At 68.1% G+C, this 15,365-nt stretch carries 15 protein-coding genes; 6 read left to right on the top strand and 9 right to left on the bottom strand.

Features of this window, described 5'->3' with window-relative positions; all coding sequences use genetic code 11:
* Nucleotides 1-183: 183 nt before the first annotated feature.
* From QX204_RS32930 to QX204_RS32905, 6 genes are all read right to left on the bottom strand, one after another.
* Entirely contained in the window at nucleotides 184-846 is a 663-nt protein-coding gene (locus QX204_RS32930; protein ID WP_301904355.1) for a hypothetical protein, read from the bottom strand.
* Between the two features lie 93 nt (nucleotides 847-939).
* Complete coding sequence (locus QX204_RS32925) at nucleotides 940-1,485, bottom strand: hypothetical protein (RefSeq protein ID WP_301904354.1); 546 nt, start codon at nucleotides 1,483-1,485, stop codon at nucleotides 940-942.
* A gap of 24 nt (nucleotides 1,486-1,509) precedes the next feature.
* Nucleotides 1,510-1,920, bottom strand: coding sequence for a hypothetical protein (locus QX204_RS32920; RefSeq protein WP_301904353.1), 411 nt, complete (start codon nucleotides 1,918-1,920; stop codon nucleotides 1,510-1,512).
* Nucleotides 1,921-1,951: 31 nt separating this feature from the next.
* A complete protein-coding gene (locus QX204_RS32915) occupies nucleotides 1,952-2,485 on the bottom strand; it encodes a hypothetical protein (protein ID WP_301904352.1) in 534 nt (177 codons plus the stop codon).
* Nucleotides 2,486-2,609: 124 nt separating this feature from the next.
* Complete coding sequence (locus tag QX204_RS32910; RefSeq protein WP_301904351.1) at nucleotides 2,610-3,368, bottom strand: MerR family transcriptional regulator; 759 nt, start codon at nucleotides 3,366-3,368, stop codon at nucleotides 2,610-2,612.
* A gap of 56 nt (nucleotides 3,369-3,424) precedes the next feature.
* Nucleotides 3,425-4,135: an SDR family NAD(P)-dependent oxidoreductase gene (locus QX204_RS32905; protein ID WP_301904350.1), complete on the bottom strand. Its 711-nt coding sequence runs from the start codon at nucleotides 4,133-4,135 to the stop codon at nucleotides 3,425-3,427.
* A gap of 104 nt (nucleotides 4,136-4,239) precedes the next feature.
* Between QX204_RS32905 and QX204_RS32900 the strand changes: the two genes are divergently transcribed.
* Nucleotides 4,240-4,866, top strand: a complete 627-nt coding sequence (locus tag QX204_RS32900) for a TetR/AcrR family transcriptional regulator (RefSeq protein ID WP_301904349.1) — start codon at nucleotides 4,240-4,242, stop codon at nucleotides 4,864-4,866.
* 14 nt (nucleotides 4,867-4,880) lie between these two features.
* On the opposite strand, the gene QX204_RS32895 is transcribed toward QX204_RS32900, so the two are convergent.
* Nucleotides 4,881-5,888, bottom strand: a complete 1,008-nt coding sequence (locus QX204_RS32895; protein WP_301904348.1) for an EamA family transporter — start codon at nucleotides 5,886-5,888, stop codon at nucleotides 4,881-4,883.
* Nucleotides 5,889-5,990: 102 nt separating this feature from the next.
* Here QX204_RS32895 and QX204_RS32890 point away from each other — a divergent pair, with 102 nt between their 5' ends.
* Complete coding sequence (locus tag QX204_RS32890; protein WP_301904347.1) at nucleotides 5,991-6,491, top strand: MarR family winged helix-turn-helix transcriptional regulator; 501 nt, start codon at nucleotides 5,991-5,993, stop codon at nucleotides 6,489-6,491.
* Between the two features lie 21 nt (nucleotides 6,492-6,512).
* Here QX204_RS32890 and QX204_RS32885 read toward each other — a convergent pair whose 3' ends face one another.
* Complete coding sequence (locus tag QX204_RS32885) at nucleotides 6,513-7,973, bottom strand: SpoIID/LytB domain-containing protein (protein ID WP_301904345.1); 1,461 nt, start codon at nucleotides 7,971-7,973, stop codon at nucleotides 6,513-6,515.
* 217 nt (nucleotides 7,974-8,190) lie between these two features.
* On the opposite strand from QX204_RS32885, the gene QX204_RS32880 reads away from it, so the two are divergent.
* Nucleotides 8,191-10,578: an N-acetylmuramoyl-L-alanine amidase gene (locus QX204_RS32880; protein ID WP_301904343.1), complete on the top strand. Its 2,388-nt coding sequence runs from the start codon at nucleotides 8,191-8,193 to the stop codon at nucleotides 10,576-10,578.
* A gap of 73 nt (nucleotides 10,579-10,651) precedes the next feature.
* Here QX204_RS32880 and QX204_RS32875 read toward each other — a convergent pair whose 3' ends face one another.
* Nucleotides 10,652-11,479 carry an HAD family hydrolase gene (locus QX204_RS32875; RefSeq protein ID WP_301904342.1) on the bottom strand — a complete coding sequence of 276 codons (828 nt, stop codon included), beginning with the start codon at nucleotides 11,477-11,479 and terminating at the stop codon, nucleotides 10,652-10,654.
* A gap of 86 nt (nucleotides 11,480-11,565) precedes the next feature.
* On the opposite strand from QX204_RS32875, the gene QX204_RS32870 reads away from it, so the two are divergent.
* The 3 genes from QX204_RS32870 to QX204_RS32860 are packed head-to-tail and all read left to right on the top strand — an operon-like array spanning nucleotide 11,566 to nucleotide 15,349.
* On the top strand, nucleotides 11,566-12,543 hold the full coding sequence (locus tag QX204_RS32870) for an ABC transporter permease (protein WP_301904341.1): 978 nt from the start codon (nucleotides 11,566-11,568) through the stop codon (nucleotides 12,541-12,543).
* Nucleotides 12,540-13,508 (top strand): ABC transporter permease subunit, encoded by a 969-nt coding sequence (locus QX204_RS32865; RefSeq protein ID WP_301904340.1) that lies wholly within the window; start codon nucleotides 12,540-12,542, stop codon nucleotides 13,506-13,508. Before QX204_RS32870 ends, QX204_RS32865 begins: the two co-directional genes overlap by 4 nt.
* A complete protein-coding gene (locus QX204_RS32860; RefSeq protein WP_301904339.1) occupies nucleotides 13,505-15,349 on the top strand; it encodes an ABC transporter ATP-binding protein in 1,845 nt (614 codons plus the stop codon). Before QX204_RS32865 ends, QX204_RS32860 begins: the two co-directional genes overlap by 4 nt.
* The last annotated feature ends 16 nt before the right edge of the window (nucleotides 15,350-15,365 follow it).

The raw sequence follows: 15,365 nt of genomic DNA, 5'->3' as shown, positions 1-15,365 counted from the left end.
CCGTACGCGCACCGTAACCCGGCTGGACGCCATTAGGCGCGGCGCCGACTCCGGGTCGAGAGTGCCCGGCGTACGGGTCACAGCCCTGCTGTAGGCCGTATGGGTACCCCATCCTCTCCCTGGGGCGGCGTTCTCACCTGCTGTGCCGTGCGGCGCTACTACGAGCCGAAGGTGCGCTGACCGTCAGTACTGCGGGTATTGCTGATAACCGGCCGAGCGCCCGGCGCGAATCCAGCGGCCCGTGGACGGTGCGACAGCGAGCAGGAAGATCAGCAGCGGCGCCGCGCCACTCACGGCACCGCCGATCAGCACGAACGTCGCCTCTTCCCCCGCGGCGCCGTTGCCGCTGATCAGGGGGACAACGGTAGAGAGCACGCTGAACACCAGGGCGAGCCCGGACAAGAGGAGGAGAATCACCCGACCCGCGGTCTTGCGCCGGAACAGCAGAATCGAGCCGAGCAGCAACAACAGGCACGGCACGACCCCGATCAGCATGCCGACCGTCAATGCCCCGCGGAATTCGGTCTCGGACGTGGTGGCGGCATCGCTGCCGAAGATGACGGCCGTGGCGATCCCCATGACGAGCAGCCCGAGAATCGACAGCAGCAGTGAGATCACCGCGGCGGTGATCGCCGTGCCGCCGCCCGCTCGCGGCTCACCGTAGCCCGGCGCATACGGATAGGGTGCACCGTAAGCCGGTGCACCATAACCATTGTGGACGGGTGCGCCATAGGGCTGCGGGTAAGCCGGCTGACCTCCGTACGGGTCGGGCCCGTAGCCGGGTTGCGCGTACCCCTGTCCCGCGTATGGGTCGTGGCCCTGCTGTGGACCGTACGGATACCCCATGGTGTCTCCCCCTCCGTGACAAGCTGTATCTGTGGCCGCTATCTCGCGTCGCGGCCTGGCAGCACCCTTCGCGACGATGCTGACCTGCTGAAACTATACGTTCGGTCCGACAACACTTTCCGGACCGGCGAGGGTGTGGGCCGCAGTCTGCGGCAATGCCGCGGCCGACAGCACGAGCCCGCCGAACACCGCACCCGAAAGTGCCGCCGCCCAACTGTGATTCACGATCGCCGTCACGGCGCCGGGTACCCCACCGAGGCCGATCAGAAGCGAACGAACGACGGATTCGTCGGCGAACCAGTGGATCCCGTACTCGGAGTCGTAGTTCACGAGCGTGGCGAGCAGGCCGAGGACGCCGAGGACGAGTTGTGCGCCCGCGGCGACCATGATCACCCATCGCCCGGTCTCGTCCCGACGCGCCAGAAGCACGCCACCGTAGACGAACGCGAAGACCGACACCAGCGCGCCGAGCGTGGCGAACAGCGTCAGCGAGTCGTCGAGCTCGCCCGGATCGCTCAGGAACGACCGCACGAGAACCACGGCCCCCACCAGATTCGCCACCGCGGCGCACCCCGCGAGGCACACGGCCACGATCGCCGCCACCTCACCGCTCTTCGACTTCGTCTCCAGCACGACCATCCCCCGACCGTATCCCGTACAGCCTCAGCGCGTAGTGGTCCAACGCCGCGTCGGCTCGCTCAGACTGAGCGCGAGGATCACCACATTGACGAACAACCAGAAATCCAGCGGCCCGATCCCCCACCCATGGCCGGCCCCGTTGAGCACGATGACCAGCAGAGTCGCCCCGGCCATCACCGCCGCCATGCTGAGCAGCAACCGCCTGCCGACCATCCACCGCCGCAACAACAGCACCGCCCCGACCAGATAGACCACCCCGAGCCCACCCACGATCCCCGCGCCCACGTAATCGAGGTCGATCGCGCGCCCTGCCGCCCGCAGTACGGCGGTGGCCGTGCCGACGAAGATTCCCGCCGCGCCGACCAGCACCCCGAGCCAGCCCGCGATCAGCGCGGTCACCGCGCGCGAAGGCCGCTCCGGCCGCACCTGTTCCACCACTGCCCCCGCAAATCTGTCGACGTCGCCGTCAGTTATACGGCGGAACCGGCGGGCGCGGGGTGTTCGACTGTGCGAGCTGGGCGTTCGGCCCGGAATCGATCCATCGTTGACTCGATGGCAACAGCGCGGCGAGCAGAGTCCCACACGGGAGCAGCGAGTACAGGACGAAGAACACCAGCTCATCGGACGTGGCAGACATCGACGCTGCGCCCCAGAGCGCGAATATCGCGAGCCCGCTACCGATGATCACCATGTTCAGTCCGCGCGCACGCCGACCGAGCACCAGCACTCCGCCCAACCCGAGCAACACCGCGAGCACCGCGCCGACCGCGAGGTCGATTTGATGCTCGAGCATCTGGAGATTCCAATCGACAGGCAGTTGCGACTGTTCCCATCGGGTGGAAGTTGCGTGCAGAGCCGAGAGGGCCGCCGCAGCTCGGCTCAGCCCGAACAGTCCGACCACGACGGACCCGATGCCGCCGAGCAAGACAGCGACGGGCGGACTCGACAGCGCTCCGCTCTTCTGCGGCACCTGCCCCTGCGGCCTTTGCTGGTCATTCATCGCTCCCCCTCGCGACCTCGCGCAGCACATCATTCGGTCTTCGGCAGCCTAATATCCTCGACGACATCCGCACCCGGACAGTGACTGCCAGGGTGCGGGTGCCCACTCGGTATACGCCCGCCCGTCAGGCGGGATGCGCTGCGACGTAAGCCCGGAAGGCTTCGAGGATGTACTCGGCAGCGCCTTCGCCGTGCACGTCGTAGTTGCCTCGGAAGCGCGGATCGGCGACATACATCTCGCCGAGTCCGAGCAGGTATTCGTTCGACACCGGTCTGCCCTGCGTGCCGTCGACGAGCCAGGCGCGATGCCGGGCGACGATCGCCTGGACAACGTCGCCTTCCACGGGAAGTCCTGCGCCGAAGGCCTTTCCGAAGTCGGCGGCGATGTCGAGCTGGGTCTGCTGGAAACGCTTCTTCTCGGCATCGGTCAGCGAGCGCCACCAGCGATCACCGCTCTCGTAGGCCTGCTTGCCCCAGCGCTCGGTGACCTCGTCCTTGTACTGCGTGTGGTCGAAACCGTCGAAAACCTCTGCGGCCATGAGCGGTTCACCTCTTTCCGTCTTGTGCAAAGTGGTCGACACCGACTCGATCTGCCGCGCCACCCGATCCTGCTGCTGCCGAAGCAGTTCCAGGTGGGTCCGCAGCGCACCGGCGGTGTCCTGTTCACCGGCGAGGACTTCGGCGATCACGGGAAGGCCGAGGCCGAGTTCGCGCAGCAGCAGAATGCGCTGCAGTCGAACGAGAGAGGTCTGGTCGTAATAGCGATAGCCGTTGGCCCCGATCCGGCTCGGCTCCAACAGCCCGAGCTGCCCGTAGTGGCGCAACGTACGACTGGTGGTTCCCGCGGCCTTCGCGAGGTCCTGAATGGACCATTCACCCACCATGACCTGCTCCCTTTCTCGTCGGTCCCTCCACTCTGCAAGTTGACGCTACGTCAAGGTCAAGACGCGAAGCCGACTTCGACCTCCACCGTGTCGCGCTCGGTGTACATGCGCCACAGCCGCGCGCCCAGCTCGGCATTATCGATTCTCGGCAGCACCAGCCCGGCGGGCACGAGGTCGGGATTCGCGTCGACGATCCGTTGGGCCGCGCTGTTCTCGATGAGCGAGCCGATGGCGAGCAGCCCCACGAAGACGCCGGTGCCGTCGAGTTCGCCCGCCAGCTGCCGAATGTAGGCGCGCTGCGCACCGAGAGCGACCCCGACATTGGCCAGATACGGCTGCAGATGCTGTTCGGAAGCGCCCGAGGAGAACAGCAGCGTGCCACTGCCTCGGGCGATCATCGCGGGCAGCAGGGCGCGGGTGAGCTGAATCGGCGAGTACACCTTGAGCGCGAACGGCAGCTCGAGCGCTTGCCGGTCGACCTCGACGGTCGAGGCGCTGCGCACCGACATATCGGCGGCCGCCGAATGCAACGCGACATCGATCGGCCCCAGCTTCTCCTCGATCCGGCCGATCACGTCGAGCACCTGCGCGGGATCGGTGACGTCGGCCGTGAACGGTTCGGCCTCGATCCCTTCCGCGCGCAGCGCCGCGGCCCGCTCGACCGGGTCGCGTCCGATCACCGCGATTCGAAACCCGTTGCGGCCGAAGTGTTGCGCTGTCCCGGCACCGAGCCCTGGTCCGTAGCCGAAGATCGCGAGCGTACTCATCCGATACCCCATAAGTTGAGTGTTGGTTCAAGTTATCTCGAACGTAGCATTAAGTTGAACCCATGCTCAAGATATTCCGGACGCCGGATTTGTAGGATCAGCGGATGCCCGAGGACAAGCCGTTGCGCAGTGACGCCGAACGCAACCGCCTCGCGCTGGTGACGGCCGCTCGCGCGGTTTTCGAAGAACGCGGCCTCGACGCCCCGCTCAAGGACATCGCCGCCCGCGCGGGCGTCGCGATCGGCACGCTCTACAACCGCTTCCCCACCCGCGACGCCCTGATCGCCGCCGCCGTCGCCGACCGCGTGGAGGCGGGCAGCCGGATCGCCGAACAGGCGATGGAGCTCGCCGATCCTTGGGACTCGTTCGTGTTCCTGGTCGAGAAGATCTGCGAACTCCAGGCGGCCGACCGCATCCTCGGCGACCTCGCCCTGCGCAACGCCCCCAGCGCCGCCGTCGAACACGCCCGCGAATACGGGCACGGACTCATGCGAAGCATCGTCGTGCGCGCTCAGGAGGCGGGCGCCCTGCGTTCGGACTGGACCCTCGAGGACATCGCGTTCATCACCTGGTCCCACACCAGCGTTCTCGCCGCCACCAGCACCGTCGCCCCCGACATCTGGCGGCGCAATCTCGCCATCATCTTCGACGGCCTACGCGCGAAAGCCGCGCACCCCCTGCCGATTCCGGCCCTCACCGAGGATCAGTTGATGCAGGCGATGCGCGGCTGACCGAATCAGCGCGCTCAGATCCGAGTAGTCGCCGAAACCAATTCCGGTGCAACCGGATTCACTGTCGACTCGGTATCGTCGCGGCGTTCGGCCCGATCACCCACAGGCTGGACCTGCTCTCCCACAACACCTCCGGGGAAACCGACGACCGACTTGGACGGCATCTGCCCGAACACGGTAGCCGCGAGAGCAACGCCGAGGCCGATGATCTGCAGGGCGGTCAGTGCCTGACCCAGCGCGAGCCAACCGATCACCGCGGCCGACACGGGACTGAGCAGCCCGAGGAATGACACCGAAGTCGCCGGCACCCGCGAGATTCCGCGCACCCACAGCCAGTAGGCCAGCGCGGTGCCGATGACGCCGAGGTACAGGTACCCGCCGACGGCCTTTCCGTCGAGCGCGGGCGGCGCGCCTTCGATCAGCAGCGCGAGCGGCGCGATGAACAGTCCGCCCGCGGTGAGCTGCCAGCCGGTCATCGCCAGCGGCCCGACGCCGTCGGGTCGTCCCCACTTCTTGGTGAGCACGGTGCCCGCCGCCATCGAGGCCGCACCGGCGAGCCCGGCGAGCACCCCGACCAGATCAAGTTCGACAGTGCCGCGCAGCACCACCAGCGAGACCCCCAGCACACCGACGACGCCCGCGATCACCTTGCGCCTCGCCGGCGCCTCGGCCAGCAGCACCGCGGCGAATCCGAGCGCGAACATCGGCGCGACCGCGCCGAGCACCCCGGCGACGCCACCCGGCAGCCGATACGCGGCCAGGAACAGCAGCGGGAAGAACGCGCCGATATTGAGCACCCCGAGCACCGCGGCCCGGCCGAGCCACTGACCGTGCGGCAGCACCCTGGCCAGTGCGAGCAGCACCAACCCGGCGGGCAGCGCGCGGACGAGGGCGGTGAACAGCGGCCGGTCGGGCGGCAGGAATTCAGTGGTCACCGCGTAGGTGGAGCCCCACACGATCGGGGTGAGGGCGGTGAGCGCGAGAGTGCCCGCGTAGCCGGTGGAGCGGGTTGCGGTCGTCATGTTCACTCCTGATTGATAATCTCAACATTGAAATATCTACTCGCTGGGATATCTCTGCGTCAAGTAGATGAACGTTAAGAGTTTCAATGGAGAGGGAAAGAGATGCGCGACGCGGTCGACCTGATCACCGAGCACTGGAACATCGAGCGCCCGGATGTCGACGTGTCACCGATGGCGATCATCGGTCGGATCACCCGACTCTCGCGCGTGCTCGAACAGGATCTGAAGCGCTTCTTCGCAGGTCACGGCCTGGAATTCTGGGAGTTCGACGTGCTGGCCACGCTGCGTCGCTCCGGCGGCGACACCGGCCTCACCGCGGGCGCGCTCAACCGGGCCGCCATGGTCACCTCGGGCGCCATCACCAACCGCATCGACCGCCTGGCGGCGAAGAACCTGGTCCGGCGTGTCCCGTCGCCCGACGATCGCCGCTGCGTCTTCGTGCAGCTCACCACCGAGGGCCGCGAACTCGTCGACCGGCTGCTGCCGCTGCACGTGGCCAACGAGCAGCGCCTGCTCGCCGCCCTCGGCGCCACGGACCGCGAGCAGCTCGCCGACCTGCTGCGCACCCTGGCCGTCGCACTGGACGACACCACGCTCGACTGACCGGAACAGCGCTGAGCGCGGTTACTCCCCGTCGTGGATGCCGGGAGTCGCGACCGGGCCGTATCCGCCGTCGTGCACGCCGGGGTTCAGCGGGCCGTGGACGGGTTCGCCCCTGACGTCGGCATCCGAGGGAATCTGCACGCCCCCCGCGGCGCCGGGTGAACCCAACTGGGGCAGACCACCTACCGGCATCTTCAGCCTCGGCCTGCCCGAAGCCGTCGCGGGCAACTGATCACCCACGTCGGGGACGAGCTGGAGCAGCGTGGAGAAGTCGACGACCTGCGCGCCGAGCGTCTGCGTCGCCACGATGACGCCGTTGGTGTACAGCCGATACGTGCCCGCCCGTTGCGGCAGCAACATTTCCGGGCCGATCGGCTCGCCCACCGCGCTGTTCGCGCCGCCGATGCGCCGATACTCGGTGTCGATCACCGACTCACCCGCCAGCGCCTCGATCGTCAGATCCGGCTCGGCCGGTGCGGCGGGAACCGCAGGGGCCGGGGCGGATTCGACGAGTTCACTGGGCGCCGGTCCGACCGCGAAGGTTTCGATATCGGCGGGCCGACCGCCGTCGGGCGCCGCGGAGTATTCCGAGCGCAGGATCTGTCCGTCACGCAACAACACCGTGCCCGTGGTCGCGGCGACCGCCTCGGTACTGCGCGAATCCTCTTTCACCGTACCGGGATAGGCCTGGCAGTCGGTGGTGTCGCAGGTCTGCGCGTAGTCGTAGCGACTCTCGGCCAGCGCATAGGAGCGGGCCGCGATCGCTTGTGCGCGTAGAGCTTCGAAGGCGCCCTGGTCGGCCCAGTTGGCCTGCATCTCCGCGGGCAGTACGCCGGCGAGGTAGTCGTCGAGGTCCACCTGGTTGACGGTGCGGAAGGCCTCGCCCTCGAGCGCCACGCCGAGCGCGCCACGATAGGCCGTGCCACCGCACAGGGTCAGGTGTTCCTCGGCAGGCCTGCCCGCACCGGCGCCGATCGGATAGACGAACGGATCGTCGGTCGCGGCCTGCCACAGCACTTCGCCGTCGCAGCCCGCGGTCACCACCACGCTCGCCCCGCCGTCGGGTAGCGGAGTGAGATGGGCCGCGTCGCCGGGGCCGATCGTGCGACCGGCGACCTGCGCACCGGCGGCGGCGAAGGTATCGAGGGTGGCGTCGTCCTGTGCCTGGAGGCGGACACGGATCTCCGTCGGCCCGATTTGCCCGAGATCAGCTCCGGGGTAGTAGTGGCCGAGGATCTCCTCGGCCGACCAGCCCGCCCGCGCGTTGTCGAAGGCGCCGACCTGGCTCATCCCGCGACCGTGTCCCGCGCCGACGGTCGGCGTGATCTGACCCGGCAGGATCTGCCACAGCCCGATCGCCCCGGTCAACGCCAGCACAGTGCCGCTGACCAGCAGCGGCAGCGGCACGGTTCGGATGACCGGCACAGCCCGGCGACGGGTGCCACGGCCGGTACTGCGGGTGATCTTGGTGTCCGCTCTCATACTGTGCTCCCACGGTTTCAAGGTTCGACCGGCGGAGCTCGCGTCGGCATGTCGTCGTCGCCGGGCGGGATCCGAGGGCTACATTCGAGCAATCACATAAGTCTCGAGTTGAGGTTGAGATGTGTGACGTATGTTAACTAGTGTGATGCGTGAGGTTAGAGGAAGCAAGCATCACATGAGCGAAAAAACACGAGCTCGACCCTGATAGGAGTCGCACGTGAGATACCGAAAGCCGAAACGTTCCTACGTGCTCCCGGTGGTCACCACCCTCGTTGTCGCCGCACCGATCGGCGCGTTCGCTCTCAGCGACTCGACCGACTACCGCAGCGCCAACGATTCCCAGGTCGCGGCCGTGCCGACGCAGCTGGCCGAGGTCGCGCTGACCTCGATTCCCGACATCACCGTCCCGCTGCGCGACCTGACCGGCCTCGACCTGCCCGACCTGCACCTGTCGGACCTGCGCATGTTGCAGATACCGAGCTCGATTCCGATCCCGCCGGGATTGCCGGTCCCCCCGGGCGTGGCGCTGCCCACCGAGATCCCGCTGCCGCAGATTCCGACCAAGCCGCAGCCGACCCCGACGCAGCAGGCCACGCCGGGCGCCGCGACGCCCGCCCCCGCCGCACCGCAGGCGCGCCCACCGGTCCCGAGCACCTCGGTCCCCACCGCGCCCCCGGCTCCGCCGTCCGCGGTCCCCCCAGCCCAACCTCCGGGCGCTCCTGCCCCTGCTGCTCCCGCGCCCGGCGCTCCGGCGGCTCCGGCGGCTCCGGCCGCCCCAGCCCCCGAGCCGTCTGCCGCACCTGCGGCTCCCGCACCTCCGGCACCGGCACCAGCGCCCGCCGAGGTCGCACCGCCCGTCGGCGCGCCGGTCGTCCAAAGCCGTTCCGGAGCCGCGTTCATCGCTGACCCGGAGAATCTGGAACCCGGCACCACCCCCGACACCCCCGCTCTCTCCCCCGGCGCGGTCGGCTCCGACGTCATCGACCAGGTGGGCGCACAGGTCAAGGAAATCACCCAGGACACGCCGTTCAGCATGGTCGCCCTCACCGCCCGCGACCTGGCGAACACCACGACCAAGCTCCGGGCTCGCCAGCTGGACGGCGACTGGGGCCCCTGGTACAACGCCGATCCGGTCGACACCAGGGCCACCGATCAGACCCCCGCCGACGCACCGACCGGCACCGAACCGATCTACGTCGGCGAGACCACCGCGGTGCAGATGCTGGTCACCCGCAAACCCACCGCGGGCCCCGACCACGACCCGGCCCACCTCACCGAGACCGCGCTCAAGGCCGTTCTGATCAATCCGGGACGGGCCGCGATCGATGCCGCGCTCAACGACGTCGCCGCGGCGCTGCCCGGTGGCGGGCCGAGGGTCATCACCCGCGCGCAATGGGGTGCCGACGAGTCGATCCGCTGCCAGGAACCCACCTACGACGACGGCGTCGGCGGCATCACCGTGCACCACACGGCCGGTCGCAACGACTACAGCCGCTCCGAATCGGCGGGCATCGTCCGCGCGATCTACGCCTATCACGCCGAAACGCTCGGCTGGTGCGACATCGGCTACAACGCCCTGGTCGACCAGTACGGCCAGATCTTCGAGGGCCGCTACGGTGGCCTCGACCGCGCGGTCCAGGGCGCGCACGCGGGTGGTTTCAACGAGAACACCGCCGGTGTGGCGCTGATGGGCAACTACGAGAACGAGGACCCGAGCAACGAGTCGCTCAACGCGATCGGCAAGTTCATCGGCTGGCGAGCCAAGCTCGCCGGGATCAACCCCAAGGGCATGACCACGATGTACTCCGAGGGCACCGAGTTCACCCCGTACGAATACGACGAAGCGGTCGACCTGCCGGTGGTGTTCGCACACCGCGATGTCGGCAACACCGACTGCCCCGGCGACGCCGCCTACGCGCTGATGGATCGCATCCGCGGGATCGCGGCGGGCAATTCCAGCACCTATACCTCGCCCCCGACAGCGAATCGTCCGCCGAGTCAGCTGGCCCGTGCCCCACAGGGGAACATGGCCGAGCTGGGCGCGATGGTCGATAAGTTCCTCGGCCTGTCCGGCGACAACGCGATCGCCAAGCACTGGGTGGCCAAGGGCGGGGTCGACGGGCCGCTCGGCGCGCCGCAGTCGGACCTGCTCGCGGCCGCGCAGGGCCGTCAGTACGCGAAGTTCGCCAACGGCTTCGTCTACGCGGACGAGGGCGGTCAGGTATTCGAGGTGGTCGGCGCGATTCTCGACCGCTATCTGAGCCTCGGCGCCGACGCGGGCGTGCTCGGTCCGCCGACCGCGAGTTCCTACCTGGTCCCGAACGGTCTCCGCACCGATTTCCAGCACGGCTCTCTGGTGCTCAACGAGCTCACGGGCATCGTCACCACGTTCTGGAAGACCTACGACGAGACCTACAAACAGGAAATGAACGGACAGCCCAAGCCAGGACAGGCGCCGACCAACCCCATGCTCGGATTGGCCGTGCCTGCCCCGACCGAAGCGCCACCGGTACCCGCCGAACCGCAGGCTCCCCCGGTCGAACCGGCGCCTGTCGAACAAGCCCCGGCTGAGCCGCCTGCCCCCGAACCCGCCCCGACCGGCTGAACCCGGTCACGGCGAAGAACGGCCGGTGCACCCTCCGAGCGAGGGGCACCGGCCGTTTTATGTGTCGTCGGACCTACCGCCACCAGCGTTCGAGCACCATCGCCACACCGTCGTCGATATTGCTGCCGGTCACCTCGTCCGCCGCCGCCCGAGCCTCCTGGTGCGCGTTGCCCATCGCGACGCCGTGTCCGGCCATTGCCAGCATCGGCACATCGTTGGGCATGTCGCCGAACGCCACGATCGCCGCGTTCTCGACGCCGATCCGTCGGGCCACCTCGGCCAGTCCGGACGCCTTCGTCACCTTCGGCACCGCCAACTCGATCAGCCCGCTCTCGGTGGAGTAGGTGATCTCGGCGCGGTCGCCGATGAGCGGGGCGAGGGCGGCGCGCATCTCGGAACTGCGGGCCGAGCTGAGCCGGATGAGCATCTTGATCGCGGGGGAGTCGATGACCTCGGCGTGGGAGACGACGGTGTCGTCGGGATTGAGCCAGGCGTGCTCGTAGGTCGGCGAGCTGACGAACTGCTGGGTCACGGCGTCGTGCGCGCTGGCCCCGACCCGTTCGGTCGCCAGCCCACAACCGGGCAGCGCGTGTTCGGCGACATCGGCCAGCCAGCTCAACGTGTCGACGTCGAGGGTGTGACTCGACAGCACCCGATCGGTCGCGCTGTCGTAGATGACCGCGCCGTTTCCGCAGATCGCGAGCGGTGCGTACCCGAGTTCGCTGACGACCGGGTCGATCCAGCGGGGCGGGCGGCCGGTGGCGAGCACGAAGGTGGCGCCGTCGGCGACGAGCGCCCCGACGGCGGCCTTGGTGCGCGCCGAGACCTTGTCGGAGTCGTCGATCAACGTGCCGTCGACGTCGCTGGCCACCAGCTGCGGTTTCGGGTGCAGGTGCGTCATCCCGTCTATCCTGCCGCACGTCGCCACGCGAGGACGACGGACTGTCCCTATGATCAGGGCCTGATTACCCGATCCAGAGGGGACTGATGACCGGCTTCTTGGTGCGGCGCACACTCAACTACGTTGTGCTCCTTCTGCTGGCATCGTTTCTGACCTTCAGTCTCGCCTCACTCACGTTCAACCCGCTCGAGAGCCTCGAGCAACGCAACCCGCGCCCGCCGCAGTCGGTGATCGACGCGAAGGCCGACCAGTTGCATCTCGACGAGCCCATCCCGCAGCGCTATCTGACCTGGCTGGGCGGCGTCGTGCACGGAGATTTCGGGACCACCCTGGCCGGGCAGCCGGTGAGCGAGGAACTGGGCAGACGGGTGGCGGTGAGTCTGCGGTTGCTGATTCTCGGTTCGGTCATCGGCACCGTGCTCGGCGTGCTGATCGGCGCGGCGGGGGCGATCCGGCAGTACAAGTTCAGCGACTATTTCTCGACGGTGCTGTCGCTGCTGATCATCTCGACACCGATCTTCCTGCTGGCGACGCTGTTGAAATACGGTGCCCTGCAGATAAATACGATGACCGGCACGCAGATCTTCCTCTACACCGGCGAAACGTCTGCCACCCAGATCAACGGGTTCTGGAACCAAATGGTCGACCGCGCACAGCATCTGGTGCTGCCCACCTTGGCGCTGGCGCTCGGCGCCATGGCCGGATACAGCCGCTACCAGCGCAACGCCATGCTCGATGTACTCGGCAGCGATTTCATCCGAACAGCGAGAGCCAAAGGTCTGACCCGCAATCACGCGCTCTACAAACACGGCCTGCGCACCGCGCTGATCCCGATGGCGACACTGTTCGCCTACAGTCTCGGCGCCCTGATCACCGGCGCCACCTTCGTCGAGAAGATCTTCGGCTGGCACGGGGTCGGCGAATGGCTGATCGATTCGATCAATTCCCAGGACCTCTACGTGGTGGTGACGGTGACAGCGTTCGCCGGCCTGGTGGTGCTGGTGTCGGGGTTGCTCTCCGACGTCGTCCTTGCCCTGCTCGACCCGAGGGTGCGTGTCTCATGACCGAAACCGAACTCATCGCCGTCGGCGCACCCGAGATCGCCGCGGCCGGTCGCCGCAAACTGGTCTGGCGACGCTTTCTCCGCAACAAGCCCGCCGTGGTCGGCGCGGTGATCCTGGTGCTGATGTTCGTGGCCAGTTTCGTGCTGCCGCCGCTGCTGCCGTGGGATTACCAGCAGATGGACTACAAGGCGCTGCTGAAGCCGCCGAGCCTCGAGCACCCGTTCGGCACCACCCAGATCGGTCAGGACGTGCTCGCCCAGACCATGCGCGGCCTGCAGAAGTCGCTGATCATCGGCTTCTGCGTGGCGATCTGCTCCAGCGTCATCGCCGCGACAGCGGGCGCGGTGGCCGGACTGCTCGGCGGCTGGCCCGACCGCGCGATCATGTGGTTCGTCGATCTGCTGCTGGTGGTCCCCAGTTTCATCATCATCGCGCTGTTCGCACCGCGCACCAAGGGTTCGGGGTCGATCGCGATCCTGATCGTGCTGCTGAGCGTGTTCGGCTGGATGATCGCCGCCCGCATCATCCGCGGCCTCACCCTGAGCCTGCGTGATCGCGAATTCGTCCGCGCCGCACGGTACATGGGCGCACCGACCCGCACCGTGATCCTCAGTCACATCATCCCGAACATCGCCTCGATCCTGATCATCGACACCACCCTCGCGGTCGGCGCGGCGATCAGCGCCGAAACCGGTTTGAGCTTCCTCGGTTTCGGCGTGCAGCCGCCGGATGTGTCGTTGGGTTCGCTGATCGCGTCCGGCACCAAATCGGCGCTCACCTACCCGTGGCTGTTCCTGTTCGCCGGTGGCCTGCTGATCACGATCGTGTTGAGCGCCAACCTGGTCGGCGACGGTCTGCGCGATGCCTTCGACCCCGGCGCCCGTGGCGCGCGCAAGGCCCGCAAGGAGGTCGCCGAGCACAAGAACGAGGCGCAGGTGGAGTTGAAGAAAGCCGAGAAGCGATGACCGCGTCGACCGCACCCCTGCTCGAGGTCACCGACCTGCGGGTCTCGTTCCCCGGCGAGGAAGGCCGCGTCGAGGCGGTGCGCGGGGTGAACTACACCGTCGCCGACGGCGAGGTGCTCGCCATCGTCGGCGAGTCCGGTTCGGGCAAGTCGGTGTCCTCGCTCGCGGTGATCGGCCTGCTGCCCGATCAGGCACGGGTGCAGGGATCGGTACGCCTGCGCGGCCGCGAACTGCTCGGCCTCGGCGACAAGCAGCTGTCGAAGCTGCGCGGTTCCTCGATCAGCATGGTCTTCCAGGATCCGCTCTCGGCGCTGACCCCGGTGTACCGCGTCGGTGATCAGATCGCGGAAGCCCTTCTCGCGCACGGGAAGATGAGCCGCAAGGAAGCCGGCGAGCGGGCCGTCGAGCTGCTCGAACTCGTCGGCATCACCGATGCGAGGGCTCGTTCCAGGGCGTTCCCGCACGAGTTCTCCGGCGGCATGCGCCAGCGCGTGGTGATCGCCATGGCCATCGCCAACGATCCCGCCCTGATCATCTGCGACGAACCGACCACCGCGCTCGACGTGACAGTGCAGGCGCAGATCCTCACCCTGCTGCGCGAGGCGCGCGACATCACCGGCGCGGGCGTCATCATGATCACCCATGACATGGGCATCGCGGCCACCGTCGCCGACCGGGTCGCGGTGATGTACGCGGGCAAGGTCGTCGAAACCGCGCCGGTCGCGGAGCTTTTCGCGGCTCCGCGCATGCCGTACACCGTCGGCCTGCTCGGCTCCATCCCGCGTATGGACGGCCCGCCGCGCACCCCGCTGATCCCCATCCTCGGCGCCCCGCCCGCCATGCACGCCCTGCCGCCCGGCTGCTCGTTCGCGCCGCGCTGCCCGGTCGCGATCAGCGACTGCGTCGCCGCCGAGCCTCCGCTGGAGAAGGTGAGCCCCGGCCACTCGGTGGCCTGCATCCGCACGGCCGAGGTCGGCAGCCACCAGCTCTTCGAGGCCTACCGCGAGGAGATCCCGACCCCGGCCCACCCCGACCGCACCGACGACGAGGTGGTCCTGCGCGTCACCGACCTGGTGAAGACCTTCCCCCTCACCTCCGGAGTGCTGCTGCGCCGCCGCACCGGCGAGGTCCGCGCGGTGGACGGCATCAGCTTCTCGGTCCGCGCGGGCCGCACCCTCGCGCTGGTCGGCGAATCCGGTTCGGGCAAGTCGACGACCCTGTCGCAGATCATGGACCTGGCGCGACCGCAGTCGGGCAGCATCGAGGTGCTCGGCAACGACGTCGCCACCCTCACCAAGGCGCGCACCCGCGAGATCCGCCGCAAGATGCAGATCGTCTTCCAGGACCCCAGCTCCTCCCTCGACCCGCGCCTGCCGATCTTCGACGTCCTGGCCGAACCACTGCGCATCGACGGCCGCTCTCGCGAAGAAGTCAATCGCCGGGTGCCGGAGCTGTTGCGGCAGGTGGGCTTACGTCCCGAACACGCCGATCGCTACCCGTCCGACTTCTCCGGCGGCCAGAAGCAGCGCGTCAGCATCGCCCGCGCGCTGGCCCTGGACACCCAGTTGCTGGTACTCGACGAACCCGTCTCGTCGCTGGACGTCTCGATCCAGGCGGGCGTGCTCAACCTGCTGCGCGACCTCCAGGCCGAGCACGGCCTGTCCTACCTGTTCGTCTCCCACGACCTGTCGGTGGTGCGCAATCTCGCCCACGACATCGCGGTGATGCTGCGGGGCAAGATCGTCGAATCCGGCCCGGCCGAACAGATTTTCGCCGATCCTCAGCACGAATACACGCGCTCGCTCATCGCGGCCGTACCGGAACCCGTCGTCAGCGGGTAGGACCCGAGCAGGAGGT

The sequence above is a fragment of the Nocardia sp. PE-7 genome, assembly GCF_030486425.1.
GTDB lineage: Bacteria > Actinomycetota > Actinomycetes > Mycobacteriales > Mycobacteriaceae > Nocardia > Nocardia salmonicida_A.
The sequence above is the reverse complement of the archived record's forward strand: the minus strand, read 5'-3'. Positions and strand labels throughout refer to the sequence as shown.